Consider the following 19,002-nt stretch of genomic DNA (forward strand, 5'->3'; position numbering starts at 1 on the left):
GGGCGCGAAGATGCCGCAAGGAACGGTCGGCCGCGGCGGGAAACGGCCGGAACCTGGGTGCACCCGCGTGCTTGGACCTTCGCGCGGCCGAACGAAGAAGGAGCACGTGCCCATGTCCGTTGTGACCACCGAGCAGCCGGATGCCGTCCCCGTCGGCGAGGAGCCGCCCGATACCGAGGAACGGCACCGGCTGACCGCGGTCACGGGGCTCGCGGCACTGTCGCTGGACGCGATGGCGTCGGTGGCCTACGGGCCGGAGGCCATCGTCCTCGTGCTGGCCGCCGCGGGCGCCCACGGCCTGGGTTTCACGATGCCGGTGACCTTGGCCATCGCGGCCCTGCTGGCGGTGCTGGTGGCCTCCTACCGGCAGGTGATCGCGGCCTTCCCGGACGGCGGCGGCTCGTACGCCGTGGCGAAGACGCACCTGGGCGCGCGGACGAGCCTGGTGGCCGCCGCCTCCCTGGTGCTGGACTACGTACTCAACGTCGCGGTCGCCGTCACGGCCGGTGTGGCGGCCCTGACCTCCGCCTTCCCCTCCCTGTACGGCGACCGGCTGTGGCTGTGCCTGGCGGTGCTCGCGCTGATCACGGGCGTCAATCTGCGCGGGATCGTGGAGTCGGCGAAGGCGTTCATCGTGCCGACCGTCGTCTTCGTCGGCTCGATCTTCGTACTGATCGGCGTCGGCCTGTTCCGCGCCCACCCCGTGAGCACGGTGACCGCGGCCGGGCACGCCTCGGTCGTCGCGGACAACGCCTCCACCGTGGGCGCCCTGCTTCTGCTGAAGGCATTTGCCTCCGGGTGTGCGGCGTTGACCGGCGTGGAGGCCATCGCCAACGCGGTCCCCTCGTTCCGGGTCCCTCGCGTGAAGCGCGCTCAGCGTGCGGAGGTCGCCCTGGGCGCCGTCCTGGGGCTGATGCTGGTCGGCCTGTCGGTGCTGATCGGCCGCTTCCATCTGCAACCGGTCGAGGGCGTCACGGTTCTCGCCCAGCTCGCGGACGCCTCGCTCGGCCACAACTGGGCGTTCTACGTCATCCAGTTCGCGACGATGATCCTGCTGGCGCTCTCCGCGAACACCTCGTTCGGCGGGCTGCCGGTGCTGCTGAAGCTACTGGCCCGCGACAACTACGCCCCGCACGTGTTCGCCCTGAAGGCGGACCGCCAGGTGCACCGGCACGGTGTCCTCGCGCTGGCCGTCGTCTCGGCCGCGCTGCTGGTCTTCTCCGGCGGCGACACCAACACCCTGGTGCCGATGTTCGCCATCGGGGTCTTCGTCGGCTTCACCATCGCCCAGGTCGGCATGGTCCGGCACTGGCGGCGCGAAAAGGGCCCCGGCTGGCGCGGGAAGGCCCTGCTGAACGGCTTCGGGGCCATGCTCACGGGTGTCGCGACCGTTGTCGTCACCGCGAGTAAATTCATGGACGGCGCCTGGCTGATAGTCATCGCCCTGCCGCTGCTGGTGGCCGCTTTCGAGATCGTGCACCGCGCCTACCGCAGGATCGGCGAGCGGCTCGGCCTCGGCCGTGTCCCGGAGGTCCCGCACCGCCAGCGGTCGCTGGTGATCGTCCCGGTGTCCACGCTGTCCCGGCTGACCTCGGAGGCGCTGACCGCGGCTGCCTCCCTCGGGGACGAGGTCCGCGCGGTGACCGTGTGCTATCCGGACCCCGAGGATCGGTCGCAGCTGCACATCTTGGAGCGTTCCTGGGCGGAGTGGGAGCCCGGGGTGGAGCTGGTACGGCTGGCCTGTGCGCGGCGCAGCCTCGGGCGTCCCATCGCCGCCTACGTGCGCGAGGTCACCGCCGCCGAGCCGGCCACACGGGTCACCGTGCTGATCCCGGAGGCCGAGCCGGAGCGGCTGTGGCAGCGGCTGCTGCAGAACCAGCGGGGCGCGGTCGTCGCGCACGCCGTGCGTCGGGAGACGGACGCCGTGATCTGCCGGCTGCGCTTCCGGCTGTGAGCCAGGTCACCGACTGTCACAGCCGCCTACTGACCGGTACGTCAGGAGTCGTAAGAGTCCCGTCAAAGGTTCCGGGTCCGCCGTAAGAGGGCCGTCAACGGGCGACCGGAACCGGCCAGAGAGGCGATTTCCTCTAAGCGTCCGTTTCAACCGAACCTCACTCCAGGAGTTCGCGATGGCCGATCTGGCCTTCGTCGTCACCGTGCTCGCGGGTTTCGCGCTGGTGGCCCTTGTCGCCAAGGGGGTGACGAAGCTGTGACCGCCGAGAACATCGTCGGCCTCGTCGTGGCCGTCGCCCTGCTGGGCTATCTCGTCCTCGCCCTGATCTTCCCGGAGAGGTTCTGAGAACAGATATGGGTCCCGTACTCGCCGGCGTGCTTCAGCTGCTCGCCCTGATAGGCGCGCTGGCGCTCGCTTATGTCCCCGTCGGCAACTACATGGCCAGGGTCTACTCCTCCAGGAAGCATCTGCGGGTGGAAAAGTGGATCTACAAGGGCATCGGTGCCGACCCCGACACCGAGATGACCTGGCCCGCGTATCTGCGCGGTGTGCTGGCCTTCTCGGCCGTCAGCGTGCTGTTCCTGTACCTGCTGCAGCGGCTGCAGGGGGTCCTGCCGGGTTCGCTGCACTTCGCCTCGGTCAACCCGGCGCAGTCGTTCAACACGGCGGTGTCGTTCGTGACGAACACGAACTGGCAGTCGTACTCCGGCGAGCAGACCATGGGGCACGTCGTGCAGACCGCCGGTCTGGCCGTGCAGAACTTCGTCTCGGCGGCCGTCGGCATGGCCGTCGCGGTGGCGCTGGTGCGCGGTTTCGCCCGCTCGCGCACCGGTGAGCTGGGCAACTTCTGGTCGGACCTGGTGCGCGGCACGTTGCGCGTCCTGGTGCCGATGTCGGTCCTCGCCGCCGTGATCCTCGTCGCCTGCGGCGCCATCCAGAACTTCTCCGGCATCCACGAGGTCGGCCAGTTCATGGGCGGCTCGCAAGCGTGGAACGGCGGCGCGGTCGCCTCGCAGGAGGCGATCAAGGAGATCGGCACCAATGGTGGCGGCTACTTCAACGCCAACTCCGCCCACCCCTTCGAGAACCCGACTCCGTTCACCAACCTGTTCGAGATCTTCCTGATCCTGGTGATCCCGTTCTCGCTGACCCGCACCTTCGGCGTGATGGTCGGCAACGTGAAGCAGGGTTACGCCATCCTCGCCACGATGTTCACCATCTGGCTGGGCTTCGTCGCGCTGATGATGTGGAGCGAGTTCGCCCACCACGGCCCGGCGCTGCAGGCCGCGGGCGGTGCGATGGAGGGCAAGGAGGTCCGCTTCGGCGTCGGCGGCTCGTCCATCTTCGCGGTGTCCACGACGCTGACCTCGACCGGCGCGGTGGACGCCGCTCATTCCTCTCTCACCGGCCTGGGCGGCGGCATCACGATGCTGAGCATGATGCTGGGCGAGATCGCGCCCGGCGGTACCGGCTCCGGTCTGTACGGCATGCTGATCATGGCGGTGATCGCGGTGTTCATCGCCGGTCTGATGGTGGGCCGCACGCCCGAGTACCTGGGCAAGAAGATCGGCGGCCGGGAGATGAAGCTCGCCGCCTGCTACATCCTGATCACCCCGGCGCTGGCCCTGGTCTTCACCGCCGCCTCGATGGCCCTGCCGACCCCGCCGCACTCGATGCTGAACTCCGGCGCGCACGGCTTCTCCGAGGTCCTGTACGCCTTCACCTCGGCGTCGAACAACAACGGCTCCGCCTTCGCCGGCCTGAACGCGAACACCGACTGGTTCAACACCATGACCGGACTCGCCATGCTCCTCGGCCGCTTCCTGCCCATGATCTTCGTCCTGGCGCTGGCCGGCTCCCTCGCCGAGCAGACTCCGGTCCCGGTGACCGCGGGCACCCTGCGCACCGAGAAGCCGCTGTTCACCGGTCTGCTGGTGGGCGCGATCCTGATCATCACCGGTCTGACCTACTTCCCGGCCCTCGCGCTGGGCCCGCTGGCCGAGGGGCTGGCGTCATGACCACTCGCATAGACAAGCAAGAGGACTCGATGTCCACAGCCACTCCCACCAGGGCGCCGCACAGCGACGTCCCCACCGGGCACAAGCCCGCCGAGGGCCGTGTCGGCGCGGGCCTCTTCGACCCCACACAGCTTCTGAAGTCCCTGCCGGAGGCGTTCCGCAAGCTCGATCCGCGGGTGATGGTCAAGTCGCCCGTGATGTTCGTGGTGTGGATCGGATCCATCCTGACCACGGTCTTCTCCTTCCAGCACGCGGGTGACTGGTTCGGCTGGACCATCAGCGCCTGGCTGTGGCTGACCGTGCTGTTCGCCAATCTCGCCGAGGCCGTCGCCGAGGGCCGTGGCAAGGCCCAGGCAGACACCCTGCGCAAGGCCAAGACCGACACGGTCGCGCGCCGCCTCCTCGCGGACGGCACCTCCGAGGAGGAGGTGCCGGGCACCGCGCTGACCATCGGGGACCTGGTGGTCTGCGAGGCCGGTGACGTCATCCCCGGTGACGGTGACGTCGTCGAGGGTGTCGCCTCGGTGGACGAGTCGGCGATCACCGGTGAGTCCGCTCCGGTGATCCGGGAGTCCGGTGGTGACCGGTGCGCGGTGACCGGCGGTACGAAGGTGCTGTCCGACCGGATCGTCATCAAGATCACGACGAAGCCCGGTGAGACATTCATCGACCGGATGATCAACCTGGTCGAGGGCGCCGCCCGGCAGAAGACGCCGAACGAGATCGCGCTGAACATCCTGCTCGCCTCGCTGACCATCGTCTTCCTGCTGGCGGTGGCCACCTTGCCTCCGTTCGCGACCTTCGCGGGCACCCATTTGACGATGGTGGTCCTCGTCGCTCTGCTGGTCTGCCTCATCCCGACCACCATCGGCGCCCTGCTGTCGGCGATCGGCATCGCCGGCATGGACCGGCTGGTGCAGCGCAACGTGCTCGCCATGTCGGGGCGTGCGGTCGAGGCCGCCGGTGACGTCTCCACCCTGCTGCTGGACAAGACCGGCACCATCACCCTGGGCAACCGCCAGGCCGCCGAGTTCGTGCCGGTGCAGGACACCACCGAGGCCGAGGTGGCCGACGCGGCCCAGCTGTCCTCGCTGGCCGACGAGACACCCGAGGGCCGCTCCGTCGTCGTCCTGGCGAAGGAGAAGTACGGGCTGCGCGAGCGCCACCAGGGCGAGCTGGCCGGCGCGGAGTGGGTCGAGTTCACCGCCCAGACCCGCATGTCGGGCGTGGACGTCGACGGTCGGAAGATCCGCAAGGGTGCCACGGCCTCGGTCATCGCCTGGGTCGAGGAGCAGGGCGGCACGGTCGCCGAGGACGCGGACTCGATCGCGAACCGGATCTCCGAGGCGGGCGGTACGCCCCTGCTGGTCGCCGTCCACGACGACCAGGGCGCCCGGGTGCTCGGCGTCATCTACCTGAAGGACGTCGTCAAGGAGGGCATGCGGGAGCGGTTCGAGGAGCTGCGCCGCATGGGCATCAAGACGGTCATGATCACGGGTGACAACCCGCTGACCGCGAAGGCGATCGCCGAGGAGGCGGGCGTCGACGACTTCCTCGCGGAGGCCACTCCCGAGGACAAGATGGCCCTCATCAAGCGGGAGCAGGCGGGCGGCAAGCTGGTCGCGATGACCGGTGACGGTACGAACGACGCGCCCGCGCTCGCGCAGGCGGATGTCGGCGTGGCGATGAACACCGGCACGTCGGCCGCCAAGGAGGCCGGCAACATGGTCGACCTCGACTCCAACCCGACCAAGCTCATCGAGATCGTCGAGATCGGCAAGCAACTCCTCATCACCCGCGGTGCGTTGACGACGTTCTCCATCGCCAACGACGTCGCCAAGTACTTCGCGATCATCCCGGCGCTGTTCGCGGCGGTCTACCCGGGCCTGGACAAGCTGAACATCATGCACCTGTCCTCCCCCAACTCCGCGATCCTGTCGGCCGTCATCTTCAACGCGCTGATCATCATCGCCCTGGTGCCGCTCTCCCTGAAGGGCGTGCGCTACCGGCCGATGAGCGCCGACAAGATGCTCCGCCGCAACCTCGGGATCTACGGAATCGGCGGACTGATCGCCCCGTTCATCGGCATCAAGCTCATCGACCTGCTCATCTCCCTCATCCCCGGAATCGGCTGATCGCCATGAACAACTCCGTAACGAACACCGTCCGGTTGCTCGGGGCGGGCCTGAGGGCCCTGCTCGTGCTGACCCTGGTGACGGGCGTCATCTACCCGCTGGTCGTCACCGGCATCGCCCAGGCCCTGTTCAACAACAAGGCGAACGGCTCGGAGATCAAGGCGGACGGCAAGGTCGTCGGCTCGTCCCTCATCGGGCAGTCGTACAACCTGCCGCTGAAGAAGGGGCAGGACACCCCGGACCCGGATCTGAAGTGGTTCCAGGGTCGGCCGGCCAATGGCCTCGGCGCCAACAGCGTCAACACGCAGTACAAGCTGATCGTGTCCGGGGCCACCAACCTGTCCGCCGACAGCGGTGCGGTGAAGGGCACGTGCCCGGACCAGCCCGTGGCCAAGACGCTCTGCGCCCAGGTGCTCGCCGCCAAGGACGCGGTCGTCAAGGACAACTCGGTCCCCGGCTACACGGTCAAGCCGTCCGACGTCCCCGCCGACGCCGTCACCTCGTCCGGCTCCGGCCTGGACCCGGCGATCTCCCCGGAGTACGCCGAACTCCAGGTCCACCGGGTTGCAGTGAAGAACGGGCTGTCCGTCGACCAGGTCGAGAAGCTGGTCAAGGACCACACCCAGGGACGCACCCTCGGCTTCATCGGTGAGCCGCAGGTGAACGTCCTGGAACTCAACATCGCGCTCAAGGACCTCGTGGCCAAGAAGTGACGGCCTTACGCGATTCACACGGGAGTCGGCGGCCCGGGAGGCATCCCGGTTCCGCCGGCTCCCGCAGCCGTGAAGTCGGCCGCCCTGCTTCCCGCGCCCACGGCCCGACGCATGACAGGAGAGGCACACACCCATGACCAGGGTGCTCGTGGTGGAGGACGACCCGCAGCTCGTGCGGGCCCTCGTCATCAACCTGCAGGCACGCCACTACGGCGTGGACGCCGCCCCCGACGGTGCCACGGCCCTCCGGCTCGCCGCCGCGCGCCAGCCCGATGTCGTCCTGCTCGACCTCGGCCTGCCCGACATGGACGGCGTCGACATCATCAAGGCGCTGCGCGGCTGGACCCGCGTGCCGATCATGGTCCTGTCCGCCCGCCAGGCGTCCGACGAGAAGGTCGCCGCCCTCGACGCCGGCGCCGACGACTACGTCACCAAGCCCTTCAGCATGGACGAGCTCCTGGCCCGCCTGCGGGCCGCCGTCCGCCGCACCGAGGACACCCCGCTCGTCCCCGAGACGACGCTGGTCGAGACGGAGCACTTCAGCATCGACCTGCTCGCCAAGAAGGTCCTCCGGGACGGGAAGGACATCCGGCTGACGCCGACCGAATGGCACCTGCTGGAGATCCTGGTGACCAACCCCGGTCGGCTCATCACGCAGAAGCAGCTGTTGCAGGAGGTCTGGGGTGTCTCGCAGAGCAACAAGACCAACTACCTGCGCGTCTACATGGCCCAACTCCGCCGCAAATTGGAGACGGACCCCTCCCACCCCCGCTATCTGATCACCGAGCCCGGCATGGGCTATCGCTTCGAAGGATGACATGGCACGCGGCAAGCTCCGGATCTACCTCGGCGCGGCACCCGGCGTCGGCAAGACCTACGCCATGCTGTCGGAGGCACACCGCCGTTTCGAGCGGGGCACCGACTGTGTCGTGGCCTTCGTGGAACATCATCACCGGCCGCGCACCGAGGTGATGCTGCACGGCCTGGAACAGGTGCCGCGCAAGGAGATCGAGTACCGGGACGCCGTCTTCACCGAGATGGACGTCGACGCCGTACTGCGGCGCGCCCCAGCCGTCGTCCTCGTGGACGAACTGGCGCACACCAACATCCCCGGCTCGCGCAACGCCAAGCGCTGGCAGGACATCGAGGAACTGCTCGCCGCCGGCATCGACGTCATCTCCACGGTCAACATCCAGCACCTGGAGTCACTGGGCGACGTGGTCGAGTCGATCACCGGCATCCGCCAGCAGGAGACCGTTCCGGACGAAGTCGTACGGCGCGCCGACCAGATCGAACTGGTCGACATGTCCCCGCAGGCCCTGCGCCGCCGCATGGCGCACGGAAACATCTACAAGTCGGACAAGGTCGACGCGGCCCTGTCCAACTACTTCCGGCCCGGCAATCTGACGGCGCTGCGGGAGCTGGCCCTGCTCTGGGTGGCCGACCGGGTTGACGAGTATCTGAACGAGTACCGCCGTGAGCACCGCGTCTCGACCATCTGGGGTTCGCGCGAGCGGATCGTGGTCGGGCTGACCGGCGGCCCCGAGGGGCGCACCCTGATACGGCGTGCGGCCCGCCTGGCGGAGAAGGGCGCCGGCGGAGAAGTCCTCGCCGTCTACATCTCCCGCAGCGACGGCCTCACCGCAGCCTCCCCGAAGGAACTCGCCGACCAGCGCACCCTCGTCGAGGACCTCGGCGGCACCTTCCACCACGTCGTCGGCGACGACATACCCGTCGCGCTGCTGGACTTCGCGCGCGGTGTCAACGCCACCCAGATCGTCCTCGGCGTCTCCCGCCGCCGCAGCTGGCAGTACGTCCTCGGACCCGGCGTCGGCGCCACCGTCGCCCGGGACTCCGGCCCCGACCTCGACGTCCACCTCATCACCCACGACGAGGCGGGCAAGGGACGCGGACTGCCGGTGGCGCGCGGCGCCCGCCTCGGACGCTCCCGAGTCATCTGGGGCTGGGCTGTCGGCGTGCTCGGCCCAGCCTTGCTCACTTGGTTGCTTACCAGCGCCACCCCTGACGTCGGCCTCGCCAACGACATGCTGCTGTTCCTCACCCTGACGGTGGCGGCGGCCCTGCTCGGCGGCCTCTTCCCGGCGCTGGCCTCGGCGGTCGTGGGCTCCCTCCTCCTCAACTGGTACTTCACCCCGCCCGTCCACACCCTGACGATCGCCGACCCGAAGAACATCGTCGCCATCGCAATCTTCGTCGCGGTCGCGGTGTCCGTGGCCTCGGTGGTGGACCTTGCCGCCCGGCGCACCCACCAGGCATCCCGGCTGCGCGCCGAATCCGAGATCCTCTCCTTCCTCGCGGGCAACGTCCTGCGCGGCGAGACCACTCTGGAGGCGCTGCTGGAAAGGGTCCGCGAGACCTTCGGCATGGAGTCGGTGGCCCTGCTGGAGCGCTCCGGCGAGACCGCTCCCTGGACCTGCGCGGGCAGCGTGGGACCGAGGCCGGCCGAGGTCCCGGAGGACGCGGACGTCGACGTCCCCGTGGGTGACCACATGGCGCTGTCCCTGCGCGGCCGGGTGCTGCCCGCCGCCGACCGCCGGGTGCTCGCCGCGTTCGCCGCACAGGCCGCCGTGGTCCTGGACCGCCAGCGCCTGCAGAGCGAGGCCGACCGGGCCAAGGAGCTCGCCGAGGGCAACCGCATCCGCACGGCCCTGCTCGCCGCCGTCAGCCACGACCTGCGTACGCCGCTCGCCGGCATCAAGGCCGCGGTGACCTCGCTCAGGTCCGACGACGTCGAATGGTCCGAACAGGACCGGGCGGAACTGCTGGAGGCCATCGAGGAGGGCGCCGACCGTCTCGACCACCTGGTCGGCAACCTGCTCGACATGTCCCGTCTGCAGACCGGCACGGTCACTCCGATCATCCGCGAGACCGACCTCGACGAGGTAGTACCCATGGCGCTCGGCGGGGTCCCCAACCCGGAGGAGTGCGTGGAACTGGACATCCCCGAGACCCTGCCCATGGTCCACATCGACCGGGGACTGCTGGAGCGGGCCGTCGCCAACGTCGTCGAGAACGCCGTCAAGTACAGCCCACCGGACGAGCGGGTCCTGATCTCCGCGAGCGCCCTCGCCGACCGGGTCGAGGTACGGGTCGTCGACCGCGGCCCCGGTGTCCCGGACGAGGCCAAGGACCGCATCTTCGAACCCTTCCAGCGGTACGGCGACGCGCCCCGCGGGGTCGGCGTCGGCCTCGGTCTCGCGGTCGCCCGCGGCTTCACCGAAGCCCTCGGCGGCACGCTGCACGCCGAGGACACACCCGGCGGCGGCCTCACCATGGTGCTCGTCCTACCGACGGCAACGGAGCCACGACCGGAACAGCCGGAACAGCCGGACCTGCCGGCCACCGCTGCCCATTGAGGAGATCAGGCGTCGGGCGGCACCGTCTCGAACTCCCTGCGCATGTCCCTGGTGTCCAGCCGCAGCCGCCAGATGTTGCGGCGGTGCACGGCTGCCAGCGCGGCCTGCAGCGGGGACGGCGGCACCGCCAGGACAGGACAGGCGGCGTGGGCCAGGCAGTAGCGGCCGACCGACGGCCACAGCGCCCGGTGCAGCCGACCCCGCCGTCCGGCACCGACCACCAGGAGGTCGTCCTCCCGGTCGGCGATCCGCACGAGCACCGGCCCCGGGGCGCCCCGCGCGACGAGTGCCTGACCGGGCAGACCGGTGTCCACGCCGCCGAACACCTCACGCAGCGCCCCCACGAGCCTCTCCCGCGCCAGCCGTTCCCATTCCGGAACCATGGCGGTCGCGGCCGGTGACCTGCGGGTGGCCGGGTCCCCGCCCGGCGGCTCCCACGCCAGCACCGGCCACAGCTCGGCCCCTCGGCGCCGGGCCTCCCCGGCCGCCCGGCTCAGCGCGGTGAGACTGCCCAGCGAGCCGCTCACTCCCACCACGACGCGGGCGGCTGAGGACGTGCGGTACTCGGACATCTCTCTCACCGTTCTACACACGCCGACGGAAGGTCTCACGGCCGGCGATCCTCCTTCGAACCGCTTCCATCTCAGCCTGGCACCGGCGATTCGAACAGTCCGTACGCCAGTTCCTGACGCCCTTCTGACGACCCTTTCCGCGCCCTCTGACCTGGGGCATCAGCATTGCGTCAAGGTCGCACCGATCGTCGTCAGCGTCCCGTCAGGGCATGCCCAGGACCCGCGGGCACCGGGCATAACGTCGAAGGCGAGCCCCGGTCCCCCTCCCCGCGTCCGCGGCAATCACATCCCTCACTCCCTGCCTTTCGGGAGGCACCCCATGGCACAACTTCTGTACGGCGAAGACCCCGAGCCCTCCGATCGCTTCCCGGCCGGGCCCCTGTACGTCCCGGTCCGGCCGGGTCTCTGCGGATGTGCTGTCCGGCTCTTCCGAACCCCACTCGGCGAGCGGACCGCTGTCGGCTTCACCTCCGAGTGCCAGCTGACCGCCACCCTCGGCCCCGATCAGGCGTGGATCCGGCTCGCCGAGCCCGCCCTCCGTGCCCTGACCCTCCCACTCGGTGTCACCACCGTCACGGTGGACCCGCAGTTCACCGCCCCGGCCCCCACGCCGGTCGCCCACGAGATTCCCGCGCTGCGGATCGCAAGGATCGCCTGAGAGGGAAAGCCACGATGACCACGGTTCACGAACCCACCACGATCAGCAGGTTCCCCGATCTGTCGGTGTGGCCCGCCTCGACCACCGAGTCCGCCCACGGCGACCTCACCGTCGGCGGCGTACCGCTCGCCGAACTGGCCGACCGCTTCGGTACGCCCGTCTACGTCCTGGACGAGGCCGAGGTCCGCGACCGCTGCCGCACCTACCAGGACGTGTTCCCCGACGCCGAAGTCCTGTACGCGGCCAAGGCGTTCCTGTGCCGGGCCATGGCCCGCTGGATGGATGAGGAGGGCCTCGGCCTCGACGTCTGCTCCGCCGGCGAACTCGAACTCGCCGTCACCACCGGCTTCCCGCCCGAGCGCATCGTTCTGCACGGCAACGCCAAGTCACCGCGCGACCTGGACACCGCCCTGCGCCTGGGCGTCGGCCGGATCGTCATCGACAGCCCCTCGGAGATCGCGCGGCTGGCCGCCGCCGTCGGCCCTGACGGGCACCAGAAGGTGATGGTCCGGGTGGTGCCCGGTATCAGCGCGGGCGGTCACGAGAAGATCCGCACCGGCACGGACGACCAGAAGTTCGGCCTGTCCATCTCCGACGGCTACGCCCAGCACGCCATCATCCGCATCCTCGACCAGCCGCAGCTTGAACTCACTGGCCTGCACTGCCATTTGGGCTCCCAGATCACCAGCGTCAAGCCGTACCTGGTCGCCGTACGCCGCATGGTCGGCCTGATGGCCCGTCTGCACGAGCAGCACGGCTTGGTCCTGCCGGAACTCGACCTCGGCGGCGGCCACGGCATCGCTTACCGCGCCGGCGAGGAGGCCCTGGACCTGACGGCACTGGCCCGCAAGGTCCGCGCGGAACTCGCCGACGCCTGCGCCACCGCAGGACTTCCGGTACCGCGCCTGATCATCGAACCGGGCCGGGCGATCGCGGGCCCAGCAGGGGTCGCCCTGTACCGCGTCCTGTCCGTGAAGCACACGGGCGACCACGTCTTCGTAGCCGTCGATGGCGGCATGAGCGACAACCCGCGCCCGGCCCTGTACGGCGTCCGATACGCGCCGAGACTGGTGGGCCGGCACAGCGCCGCGGCCACTGCCCCGGTCACCGTGGTCGGCCGGCACTGCGAGGCGGGCGACGTGCTGGCCGCACATGTAGCACTTCCCGCTGGCGTCCGCCCCGGTGATCTGCTCGCCGTACCGGTGTCCGGCGCCTACCACCTGTCCATGGCCTCCGGTTACAACCTGGTCGGCCGCCCGCCGGTGGTCGCCGTGCGCGACGGATCCGCCCGCCTCCTCGTACGCCGCGAATCTCTGGAGGACATCCGCAGCCGTGACGTGGGCCTGTAGCCCCGGATGACTCCCGGGCGGGTCGGTCTTCCCTCACCATGCCGACCGCCCCGCCCGGGCCATGCAGGGAAGCGCACGCCTGCCTCCCGGCACACTGACCGGAACGCACGACCGGGCCCTGCTGAGGTCCCGATGGTGTTCGGCCTGGTACGTCGCGAGCTGCACCCGGGCGGCGGCCTCACGCGGTACGTCCGGCCTGGCATGGCAGCGGCATGAGGAGCTCGGCTGTGACGCCATCGCGATGCCGTTGCGCGGTCATCCAGCCCTGTAAGGCCGTCGAGCGGGTCGGCCGCTTCCTGCTCGTGACGCTCGTTTGACGCTCCGAGGGTCCGACCGCTTGCCCGGAGGATCAAAAAATGCCCTCTGACCTGGTGTTTCTTCCTTCCTCGCGACGTGTGGCATCTTTGCTTGGAGCCCATACCGGGCCGGGCGGCGCCGTGGCTGCGTTCGCCGCCCGGCCCGGGGCCTCAGACGCCCGCCACGAGGTGGGGATGCTCGTGCTCACAGGTGTCGTCGATGCCGTAGGTGTCCCAGACGGGGAACGGGTCCGCGGGCGGCAGGCTCTCGCCGTCGGCCATGAGGCAGTCGGTCAGTGCCGTGTGCAGTGCGTCCGCGTGCAGGTGCGTGCCGATGAAGACCAGTTCCTGGCACTCGGGGCTGTCGGTGTCGCGTGCAGCGGAGGGCTCGAAGCGCGCGACGGAACCGGCCTGTGACCACAGGCCCGTCACGTGCGGGCGGCTGGCCAGCGTGAAGAACCCCTTCGAGCGCAGGATCTGCCCGTACGCGCCGCTGTCGAGATCCTCGGTCACGAACGTCCACAGGCGGCCGGGGTGGAAGGGCTGCTCGGCGCGGAAGACGGTCGAGGAGATCCCGTACTCCTCCGTCTCGGGGACGTGGTCGCCATTGAGCTCCCTCACCCAGCCGGGGGCCTGTTGGGCGCGTTCCAGGTCGAACAGCCGGGTGCCCAGTACGTCGCTCACCTTCACGCGGCCGTGGACGGCCGGGACGAGACGCGCGGCCGGGCTGAGGCGGGTGAGCGTCGCCCGCAGCCGGTCCGCCGCTTCCTCGTCGACGAGGTCGAGCTTGTTGAGGACGATGACGTCGGCGAACTCGATCTGGTCCATCAGCAGGTCGCTGACGGTGCGTTCGTCGTCCTCGTACTGGTCCAGGCCGCGCTCGGCGAGTTCGTCGCCGCTTGCCAGCTCGGGCAGGAAGTTCGCGGCGTCCACGACCGTGACCATGGTGTCGAGGCGGGCGAGGTCGCCGAGAGTGGCGCCGTCGTCGCGGGCGAAGGCGAAGGTCGCGGCGACCGGCATGGGTTCGGAGATGCCGGACGACTCGATGAGCAGGTAGTCGAAGCGGTCCTCGCGGGCCAGCCGGTCGACCTCCTGAAGCAGGTCGTCGCGCAGGGTGCAGCAGATGCAGCCATTGGTCATCTCGACCAGGCGTTCCTCGGTACGCGACAGGGCCGCCTCGCCGCCCCGCACCAGGGCGGCGTCGATGTTGACCTCGCTCATGTCATTGACGATCACCGCGACACGCAGTCCCTCGCGGTTGCCGAGGACGTGGTTGAGGAGAGTGGTCTTGCCCGCACCGAGGAATCCGGACAAGACGGTGACGGGCAGTCGGCCAAGGGGATCGGACGGCATCAACGCTCAGCCCTCGGGGCGCAGCAACCCGCGCTCGTACGCCTTCACCAGCCGCTGAGGCACCAGGTATGACACTCCGTCGACGGTGACCGGCACGAGCGCCGGCGTGCTCGCCTTCCACTGGGCACGGCGGTGGCGGGTATTGCTGCGGGACATCTTCCGCTTGGGAACAGCCATGGGAGTCCTCCTGGTTGGGTAGCGAGTAGAGGCTACATGAAAATGAACACCATTACGAAGTGGCTATTGTTCACGCTTCCATGAATTCAGGAATCTGTGCACCGTCGACGGTGTGCTGCCTGTCGCTTCCGACATCGAGGTCCTGGTCCGGTTCGGCCGGGCGCTCGCCGATCCGATCCGCTGCCGCATCCTGCTCACCCTGCGGGAGGCACCCGCCTACCCCGCCGACTTGGCCGACACGCTGGACGTCTCCCGCACCAGGCTGTCGAACCACCTGGCGTGCCTGCGTGGCTGCGGCCTGGTCGTCAGCGTCCCCGACGGCCGACGCACCCGCTACGAACTCGCCGACGAACGCCTCGGCCACGCGCTCGACGACCTGCGCACCGCCGGTCGCCGTCGAGGGCGACCGCACGTGCGTCGATGCCGAGGAGAAGGGGTGTTGCTGACCGTGAGCGGAGAGAGATCCGTGTCCATAGGCCCCGATCCGGCCAGGGGCGGCGTGCTTGCCCGGCGGATACGGCTACTGGTCGCCGCGACCATCACCTACAACGCCGTCGAGGCGGCCGTCGCCCTCACGGCCGGGACCCTGGCTTCGTCCGCCGCGCTGATCGGCTTCGGCCTCGACTCCGTCATCGAGGTCTCCTCGGCCGCCACCGTCGCCTGGCAGTTCTCCGCCCGCGAGCACGCGGTGCGCGAGGCCAGGGAGAAGACCGCGTTGCGGGTCATCGCGCTGTCGTTCTTCGCGCTCGCCGCCTACGTCACCATCGACGCCGTACGGGCCCTGACCGGCACAGGAGAGGCCACCCGCTCCCTGCCCGGGATAGTGCTGGCCGGCCTGTCACTCGTGGTCATGCCGGTCCTGTCGGCGGCCCAGCGCCGCGCCGGACGGGAACTCGGCTCCGCCTCCGCCGTGGCCGACTCCAGGCAGACCCTGCTGTGCACCTATTTGTCGGCGGTGCTGCTGGTGGGCCTGCTCGTCAATGCCGTGTTGGGCTGGGCATGGGCCGATCCGCTGGCGGCCCTGGTCATCGCCGCCGTTGCGGTGAAGGAGGGGCGCGACGCCTGGCGTGGGGAGGGGTGTTGTGCGACGCCGGCGGCCGTAGCGCCGGGTGCGGACCGGCGGGAGGCGGATGCCTGCGGCTGTGCTCCGGGGTGCGACTGCTGCCCTTGACGGAGGCCATTCCTGAAGGGGAGCGACGGCGGCGTTCACCGGCGCTCGTCCGCCTCCGGCCGTCGGCCGCAGTCCGGGCACACGCCGGACAACTCGACCGTGTGCCGGACGTTCGCGAAGCCGGAGGTCTGTGCGATGGTGTCGGCCCAGTCCTCCACCGGGCCGGAGTCGACGGGGCGGCTCAGGCCGCATTCGGTGCAGATGAGGTAGTGGCGATGTTCGGGGCCGGGGCGGTAGCGGAAGAGGCGTTCACCGCTGGTGTCGCGGACCATGTCGGCCCGGCCGACGCCGGCCAGGGCGGTCAGTGTGCGGTAGACCGTGGAGAGGCCGACTGACGAGCCGGCGGCGGCGAGTTGGTTGTGCAGGGCTTGGGCGCCGACGAAGCCGTCGGCCCGGATGAGTGCCTCGACCACGGTGGTGCGTTGCTGGGTGAGGCGGCCGATCAGCGTGACGTCGTGCGAGGTGGTGGGGGTGCACTGGCGGTCGGGTGCCATCGGGTGCCTTCGCTCATGTGCCGGTGGGGACGGCGGTTCGCGTAAGAGGATCAGCCGTACGAGGATCGGAGGCGGGCCGTCGTATCAGGAACGTCGCGGCGTATACGGCCGTGGCGGCGGCCATGATGGCGAAGCTGGGCGGCATCTTCGGCACCGTGTACGAGGCGAACAGCCCTGCCCACATCTCCAGTACCGCCAGCCCTGCGGAGAGGGCAAGTGCCCGGTAGGGGCGGTCGGTGAGCCGGATCGCGGCGCCGGCGGGGGCTGCGAGCAGGCCGAGCAGGAGCAGGGAGCCGACCGCCTGGGTGGCCTCGGCGGCGCTGATCCCGGCCAGGGCGAGGAAGCCGTAGCCGAGCAGCCGGACCGGTACCCCGCGGGCGGCGGCCACGGCCTCGTCGAGCGTGGCGAACAGCAGCGGCCGGGCGATGAGGACCACCAGCAGGCCGACCCCCGCGGCCACCAGAGCGGCGACGGCCGCGCTGCCGGCGGAGATGCCGAAGATGGAGCCGAACAGCACACGCACCCCGGCGGTGCCGTTCGTGGTGCTGCGCGAGGTCGTGTAGAGCGTGATGAAGAAGGCGCCCAGGCCCAGGATCCAGGAGAAGACGCTCCCTATGACCACGTCGTCGGCTCGCGCCTTGCGGCCGAGGGTGCCGAAGAGCAGCGCCATGGCGATGGTGGCGGCGAACAGCCCGAGGCGAAGGTCGGCGCCGAAAGCGAGGGCGGCCATCGCGCCGGTGAAGGCGACGTGGCTGAGCGCGTCGCCGGTGAAGACCTGAGCCCGCAGCACCAGGAAGTAGCCGACCAGTCCGCAGGCCGCGGCGATGGCGGTACCGGCGAGGAAGGCGTGCAGGAAGAACGGGTGGGACAGCGGGGAGGCGGCGAGCAGGACGGTCATGCGATCACCTCCTTGGCGGTGGGCGTGGCCCCGGCGCGGGTGCGGCTGAGTACCTCGCGCAGCGAGCGCCTGCCCAGCGCGAGCAGGTATCCGGCGAAGGCGATGGTCGTCACGAAGAAGCCCAGGGGATAGGGCGAGTAGTAGGCGGCGGTCAGCCCCAGCCAGGTGGCGGCGAAGGCCAGCAGGACGGCCAGGGCCAGACTCGACGCCGGGCGGGCGGTGAGGACTTGCGCGGTGGCGGCCGGGATCACCATGAGGGCGAAGACCAGGAGGGTCCCGGTGATCTGGCTCGCCTCGGCGGTGGCCGCGCCGAGCAGGACGAGGAAGACCACCGACAGCGCGCGGACCGGCACCCCGCGCCCGGCGGCGACCTGCGGGTCGACGGACGCGAACAGCAGCGGCCGACCGATCAGCGCCAGCACCGCGAGCACCACCGCGCCGACCACCGTCAGCACGGTCACCTGGGAGGAGGTGATGCCCAGGAAGGTGCCGAAGAGGATGGTCTGCGGTCCCTCCAGCAGTCCTCTGTACAGGGCGGTGAACAGGAACCCGGACGCGAGCAGGAACGCCTGCACCGTCCCGGTGAGCGCCGACTCCTCGTGTTCACCGCCGCCGCGCAGGGCGGCGATGACCAGGGCGGCGGCTACACACAGCGTGAAGTAGCCGTAGACCGCGCTGAATCCGAGCAGGAGCGCCCCCGCGGCGCCGGGGAAGGCGACGGCGGAGACGGTGTGCGCGGCGAACGTCTGCCGCCGCAGTACCACGAACCAGCCCACGACGGCCGAGACCACGGCCACGACCGCGCCCGCGCGGAACGCGTTGACCATGAAGGGGTAGGACCACATGTCCTGGAAGTCGGTCAGGAGGTTCCACGACCAGGTTGGTGCCCCTGTCTCAGCCAGCAGCATGACCACTCCCCGGGGCCTCGTGTCGGTCGGTGTGCACGGCCGGTGCCTCCGGCTGGCCCACCACGACCAGCCGGCCGTCCGAGGTCCGCAGCACCTCGACCGGAGTGCCGTACAGCCGGGTCAGCGTCTCGGAGGTGATGACCTCCGCCGGGGTGCCGGTGGCGGCGCCGCCCTCGGCCAGGTACACCACCCGGTCCAGGTGGTGCAGGATCGGGTTCACGTCATGGGCGACCATGACCACCGACACGCCCTCGTGGTGGCAGATGCGCCCGATCAGCGCGGCGACGGCGCTCTGGTTGGGCAGGTCGAGACTGTCCAATGGCTCGTCGAGCAGGAGCAGTTCGGGCTGGCGGACCAGTGCCTGGGCGATCAGCAGGCGCTGCTGCTCGCCGCCGGAGCACTGCCCGATGGGCCGGTGTGCGTACGCCGACGCCCCAACCAGTTCGATCACCTCGTCCACCCGTGCGCGGGCCGCCCGCCGACCCGCGGTGGGAAACGGCAGCGGCACCCCCCACCGGTCGCCGTCCAGGCCCATGCGCACCACATCGATGCCGCGGATGCGCAGGTTGGCGTCGAAGCTGCGGCGCTGCGGCAGATAGCCGATGCGTTCGTTGGCCTGCCCGGGCCGTGTCCCGAGCACCCGTACCTCGCCGGCCGCCGCGGGCAGGGCGCCGAGCAGAACCTTGATCATGGTGGACTTGCCGACGCCGTTGGGACCGAGCACGGCGGTGAACTCGCCGGCCCCGATGCGAAGGTCCACATCCGACCACAGCGTCCGGCCGCCGACCCGCACGGCGGCGCCGCGCAGGTCGACCACTGGGCCGCTGCCCTCTCCCGCGACCGCCTCGTGGCCGCCGCTGCGCTGGGTGGGCGCAGTGGGCACCGCGTGTGTGACGGCTTCGCGGGCCTTCGCTATCGGGTTCATGGCT

Annotated in this window: 17 protein-coding genes and 1 pseudogene; 11 read left to right on the top strand and 7 right to left on the bottom strand. The window is 70.1% G+C overall.

All coding sequences use genetic code 11. The features are described 5' to 3' along the window. Positions 1–112: 112 nt before the first annotated feature. The 7 genes from ACZ60X_RS06380 (at position 113) to ACZ60X_RS06410 (ending at position 10,197) form a co-directional block, all read left to right on the top strand. Entirely contained in the window at positions 113–1,954 is a 1,842-nt protein-coding gene (locus tag ACZ60X_RS06380; protein ID WP_469593975.1) for an APC family permease, read from the top strand. Between the two features lie 255 nt (positions 1,955–2,209). Next, the gene (kdpF, locus tag ACZ60X_RS06385; RefSeq protein ID WP_016434100.1) at positions 2,210–2,299 is read left to right on the top strand and encodes a K(+)-transporting ATPase subunit F; all 90 of its coding nucleotides are present in this window, start codon (positions 2,210–2,212) and stop codon (positions 2,297–2,299) included. An 8-nt stretch (positions 2,300–2,307) separates the two neighbouring features. Further along, positions 2,308–3,972: a potassium-transporting ATPase subunit KdpA gene (gene kdpA / locus ACZ60X_RS06390; RefSeq protein WP_469593978.1), complete on the top strand. Its 1,665-nt coding sequence runs from the start codon at positions 2,308–2,310 to the stop codon at positions 3,970–3,972. Next, entirely contained in the window at positions 3,969–6,107 is a 2,139-nt protein-coding gene (kdpB, locus tag ACZ60X_RS06395; protein ID WP_469593983.1) for a potassium-transporting ATPase subunit KdpB, read from the top strand. Before kdpA ends, kdpB begins: the two co-directional genes overlap by 4 nt. A gap of 5 nt (positions 6,108–6,112) precedes the next feature. Further along, positions 6,113–6,820: a potassium-transporting ATPase subunit C gene (locus tag ACZ60X_RS06400; protein ID WP_469593986.1), complete on the top strand. Its 708-nt coding sequence runs from the start codon at positions 6,113–6,115 to the stop codon at positions 6,818–6,820. A gap of 133 nt (positions 6,821–6,953) precedes the next feature. Continuing rightward, positions 6,954–7,637: a response regulator gene (locus ACZ60X_RS06405; RefSeq protein ID WP_469593989.1), complete on the top strand. Its 684-nt coding sequence runs from the start codon at positions 6,954–6,956 to the stop codon at positions 7,635–7,637. Position 7,638: 1 nt separating this feature from the next. Beyond that, on the top strand, positions 7,639–10,197 hold the full coding sequence (locus tag ACZ60X_RS06410; protein WP_469593992.1) for a DUF4118 domain-containing protein: 2,559 nt from the start codon (positions 7,639–7,641) through the stop codon (positions 10,195–10,197). A 5-nt stretch (positions 10,198–10,202) separates the two neighbouring features. Here the strand turns inward: ACZ60X_RS06410 and ACZ60X_RS06415 are convergent, their stop codons facing one another. Then, a complete protein-coding gene (locus ACZ60X_RS06415) occupies positions 10,203–10,769 on the bottom strand; it encodes a universal stress protein (protein WP_469593995.1) in 567 nt (188 codons plus the stop codon). 319 nt (positions 10,770–11,088) lie between these two features. On the opposite strand from ACZ60X_RS06415, the gene ACZ60X_RS06420 reads away from it, so the two are divergent. Together ACZ60X_RS06420 and lysA are read left to right on the top strand one after the other, a co-directional pair. Next, positions 11,089–11,427 (top strand): SAV_915 family protein, encoded by a 339-nt coding sequence (locus ACZ60X_RS06420; protein WP_469593998.1) that lies wholly within the window; start codon positions 11,089–11,091, stop codon positions 11,425–11,427. A 14-nt stretch (positions 11,428–11,441) separates the two neighbouring features. Next, positions 11,442–12,776, top strand: a complete 1,335-nt coding sequence (gene lysA / locus ACZ60X_RS06425) for a diaminopimelate decarboxylase (protein ID WP_469594001.1) — start codon at positions 11,442–11,444, stop codon at positions 12,774–12,776. Positions 12,777–13,243: 467 nt separating this feature from the next. On the opposite strand, the gene ACZ60X_RS06430 is transcribed toward lysA, so the two are convergent. Together ACZ60X_RS06430 and rpmF are read right to left on the bottom strand one after the other, a co-directional pair. Further along, positions 13,244–14,425 carry a GTP-binding protein gene (locus ACZ60X_RS06430; protein WP_469594004.1) on the bottom strand — a complete coding sequence of 394 codons (1,182 nt, stop codon included), beginning with the start codon at positions 14,423–14,425 and terminating at the stop codon, positions 13,244–13,246. Between the two features lie 6 nt (positions 14,426–14,431). Then, a complete protein-coding gene (gene rpmF, locus ACZ60X_RS06435; protein WP_351204455.1) occupies positions 14,432–14,602 on the bottom strand; it encodes a 50S ribosomal protein L32 in 171 nt (56 codons plus the stop codon). Between the two features lie 112 nt (positions 14,603–14,714). On the opposite strand from rpmF, the pseudogene ACZ60X_RS06440 reads away from it, so the two are divergent. After that, positions 14,715–15,048: pseudogene (locus tag ACZ60X_RS06440) on the top strand (ArsR/SmtB family transcription factor). Positions 15,049–15,050: 2 nt separating this feature from the next. Next, complete coding sequence (locus tag ACZ60X_RS06445; protein WP_469594008.1) at positions 15,051–15,773, top strand: cation efflux transmembrane domain-containing protein; 723 nt, start codon at positions 15,051–15,053, stop codon at positions 15,771–15,773. Between the two features lie 35 nt (positions 15,774–15,808). Here ACZ60X_RS06445 and ACZ60X_RS06450 read toward each other — a convergent pair whose 3' ends face one another. From ACZ60X_RS06450 to ACZ60X_RS06465, 4 genes are read right to left on the bottom strand one after another with little or no spacing between them, the layout of a single operon-like run. Continuing rightward, complete coding sequence (locus ACZ60X_RS06450) at positions 15,809–16,267, bottom strand: Fur family transcriptional regulator (RefSeq protein WP_469594011.1); 459 nt, start codon at positions 16,265–16,267, stop codon at positions 15,809–15,811. Positions 16,268–16,280: 13 nt separating this feature from the next. Then, positions 16,281–17,165: a metal ABC transporter permease gene (locus ACZ60X_RS06455; RefSeq protein ID WP_469594014.1), complete on the bottom strand. Its 885-nt coding sequence runs from the start codon at positions 17,163–17,165 to the stop codon at positions 16,281–16,283. Then, complete coding sequence (locus tag ACZ60X_RS06460) at positions 17,162–18,073, bottom strand: metal ABC transporter permease (protein ID WP_469594017.1); 912 nt, start codon at positions 18,071–18,073, stop codon at positions 17,162–17,164. The genes ACZ60X_RS06455 and ACZ60X_RS06460 overlap by 4 nt, the downstream gene beginning before the upstream one ends. Further along, positions 18,060–18,998: a metal ABC transporter ATP-binding protein gene (locus tag ACZ60X_RS06465; protein WP_469594020.1), complete on the bottom strand. Its 939-nt coding sequence runs from the start codon at positions 18,996–18,998 to the stop codon at positions 18,060–18,062. Before ACZ60X_RS06465 ends, ACZ60X_RS06460 begins: the two co-directional genes overlap by 14 nt. Positions 18,999–19,002: the final 4 nt, after the last annotated feature.

The organism is Streptomyces sp. NPDC104106 (assembly GCF_055584345.1).

Excerpts from the sequence above, each read along its gene's own strand:
- kdpA (WP_469593978.1), top strand. The coding sequence starts at position 2,308 with ATGGGTCCCGTACTCGCCGGCGTGCTTCAGCTGCTCGCCCTGATAGGC.
- ACZ60X_RS06455 (WP_469594014.1), bottom strand. The coding sequence starts at position 17,165 with ATGACCGTCCTGCTCGCCGCCTCCCCGCTGTCCCACCCGTTCTTCCTG.
- ACZ60X_RS06450 (WP_469594011.1), bottom strand. The coding sequence starts at position 16,267 with ATGGCACCCGACCGCCAGTGCACCCCCACCACCTCGCACGACGTCACG.
- ACZ60X_RS06410 (WP_469593992.1), top strand. The coding sequence starts at position 7,639 with ATGGCACGCGGCAAGCTCCGGATCTACCTCGGCGCGGCACCCGGCGTC.
- rpmF (WP_351204455.1), bottom strand. The coding sequence starts at position 14,602 with ATGGCTGTTCCCAAGCGGAAGATGTCCCGCAGCAATACCCGCCACCGC.
- ACZ60X_RS06420 (WP_469593998.1), top strand. The coding sequence starts at position 11,089 with ATGGCACAACTTCTGTACGGCGAAGACCCCGAGCCCTCCGATCGCTTC.
- ACZ60X_RS06405 (WP_469593989.1), top strand. The coding sequence starts at position 6,954 with ATGACCAGGGTGCTCGTGGTGGAGGACGACCCGCAGCTCGTGCGGGCC.
- kdpB (WP_469593983.1), top strand. The coding sequence starts at position 3,969 with ATGACCACTCGCATAGACAAGCAAGAGGACTCGATGTCCACAGCCACT.
- ACZ60X_RS06460 (WP_469594017.1), bottom strand. The coding sequence starts at position 18,073 with ATGCTGCTGGCTGAGACAGGGGCACCAACCTGGTCGTGGAACCTCCTG.
- ACZ60X_RS06465 (WP_469594020.1), bottom strand. The coding sequence starts at position 18,998 with ATGAACCCGATAGCGAAGGCCCGCGAAGCCGTCACACACGCGGTGCCC.
- ACZ60X_RS06415 (WP_469593995.1), bottom strand. The coding sequence starts at position 10,769 with ATGTCCGAGTACCGCACGTCCTCAGCCGCCCGCGTCGTGGTGGGAGTG.
- lysA (WP_469594001.1), top strand. The coding sequence starts at position 11,442 with ATGACCACGGTTCACGAACCCACCACGATCAGCAGGTTCCCCGATCTG.
- ACZ60X_RS06430 (WP_469594004.1), bottom strand. The coding sequence starts at position 14,425 with ATGCCGTCCGATCCCCTTGGCCGACTGCCCGTCACCGTCTTGTCCGGA.
- ACZ60X_RS06380 (WP_469593975.1), top strand. The coding sequence starts at position 113 with ATGTCCGTTGTGACCACCGAGCAGCCGGATGCCGTCCCCGTCGGCGAG.
- ACZ60X_RS06400 (WP_469593986.1), top strand. The coding sequence starts at position 6,113 with ATGAACAACTCCGTAACGAACACCGTCCGGTTGCTCGGGGCGGGCCTG.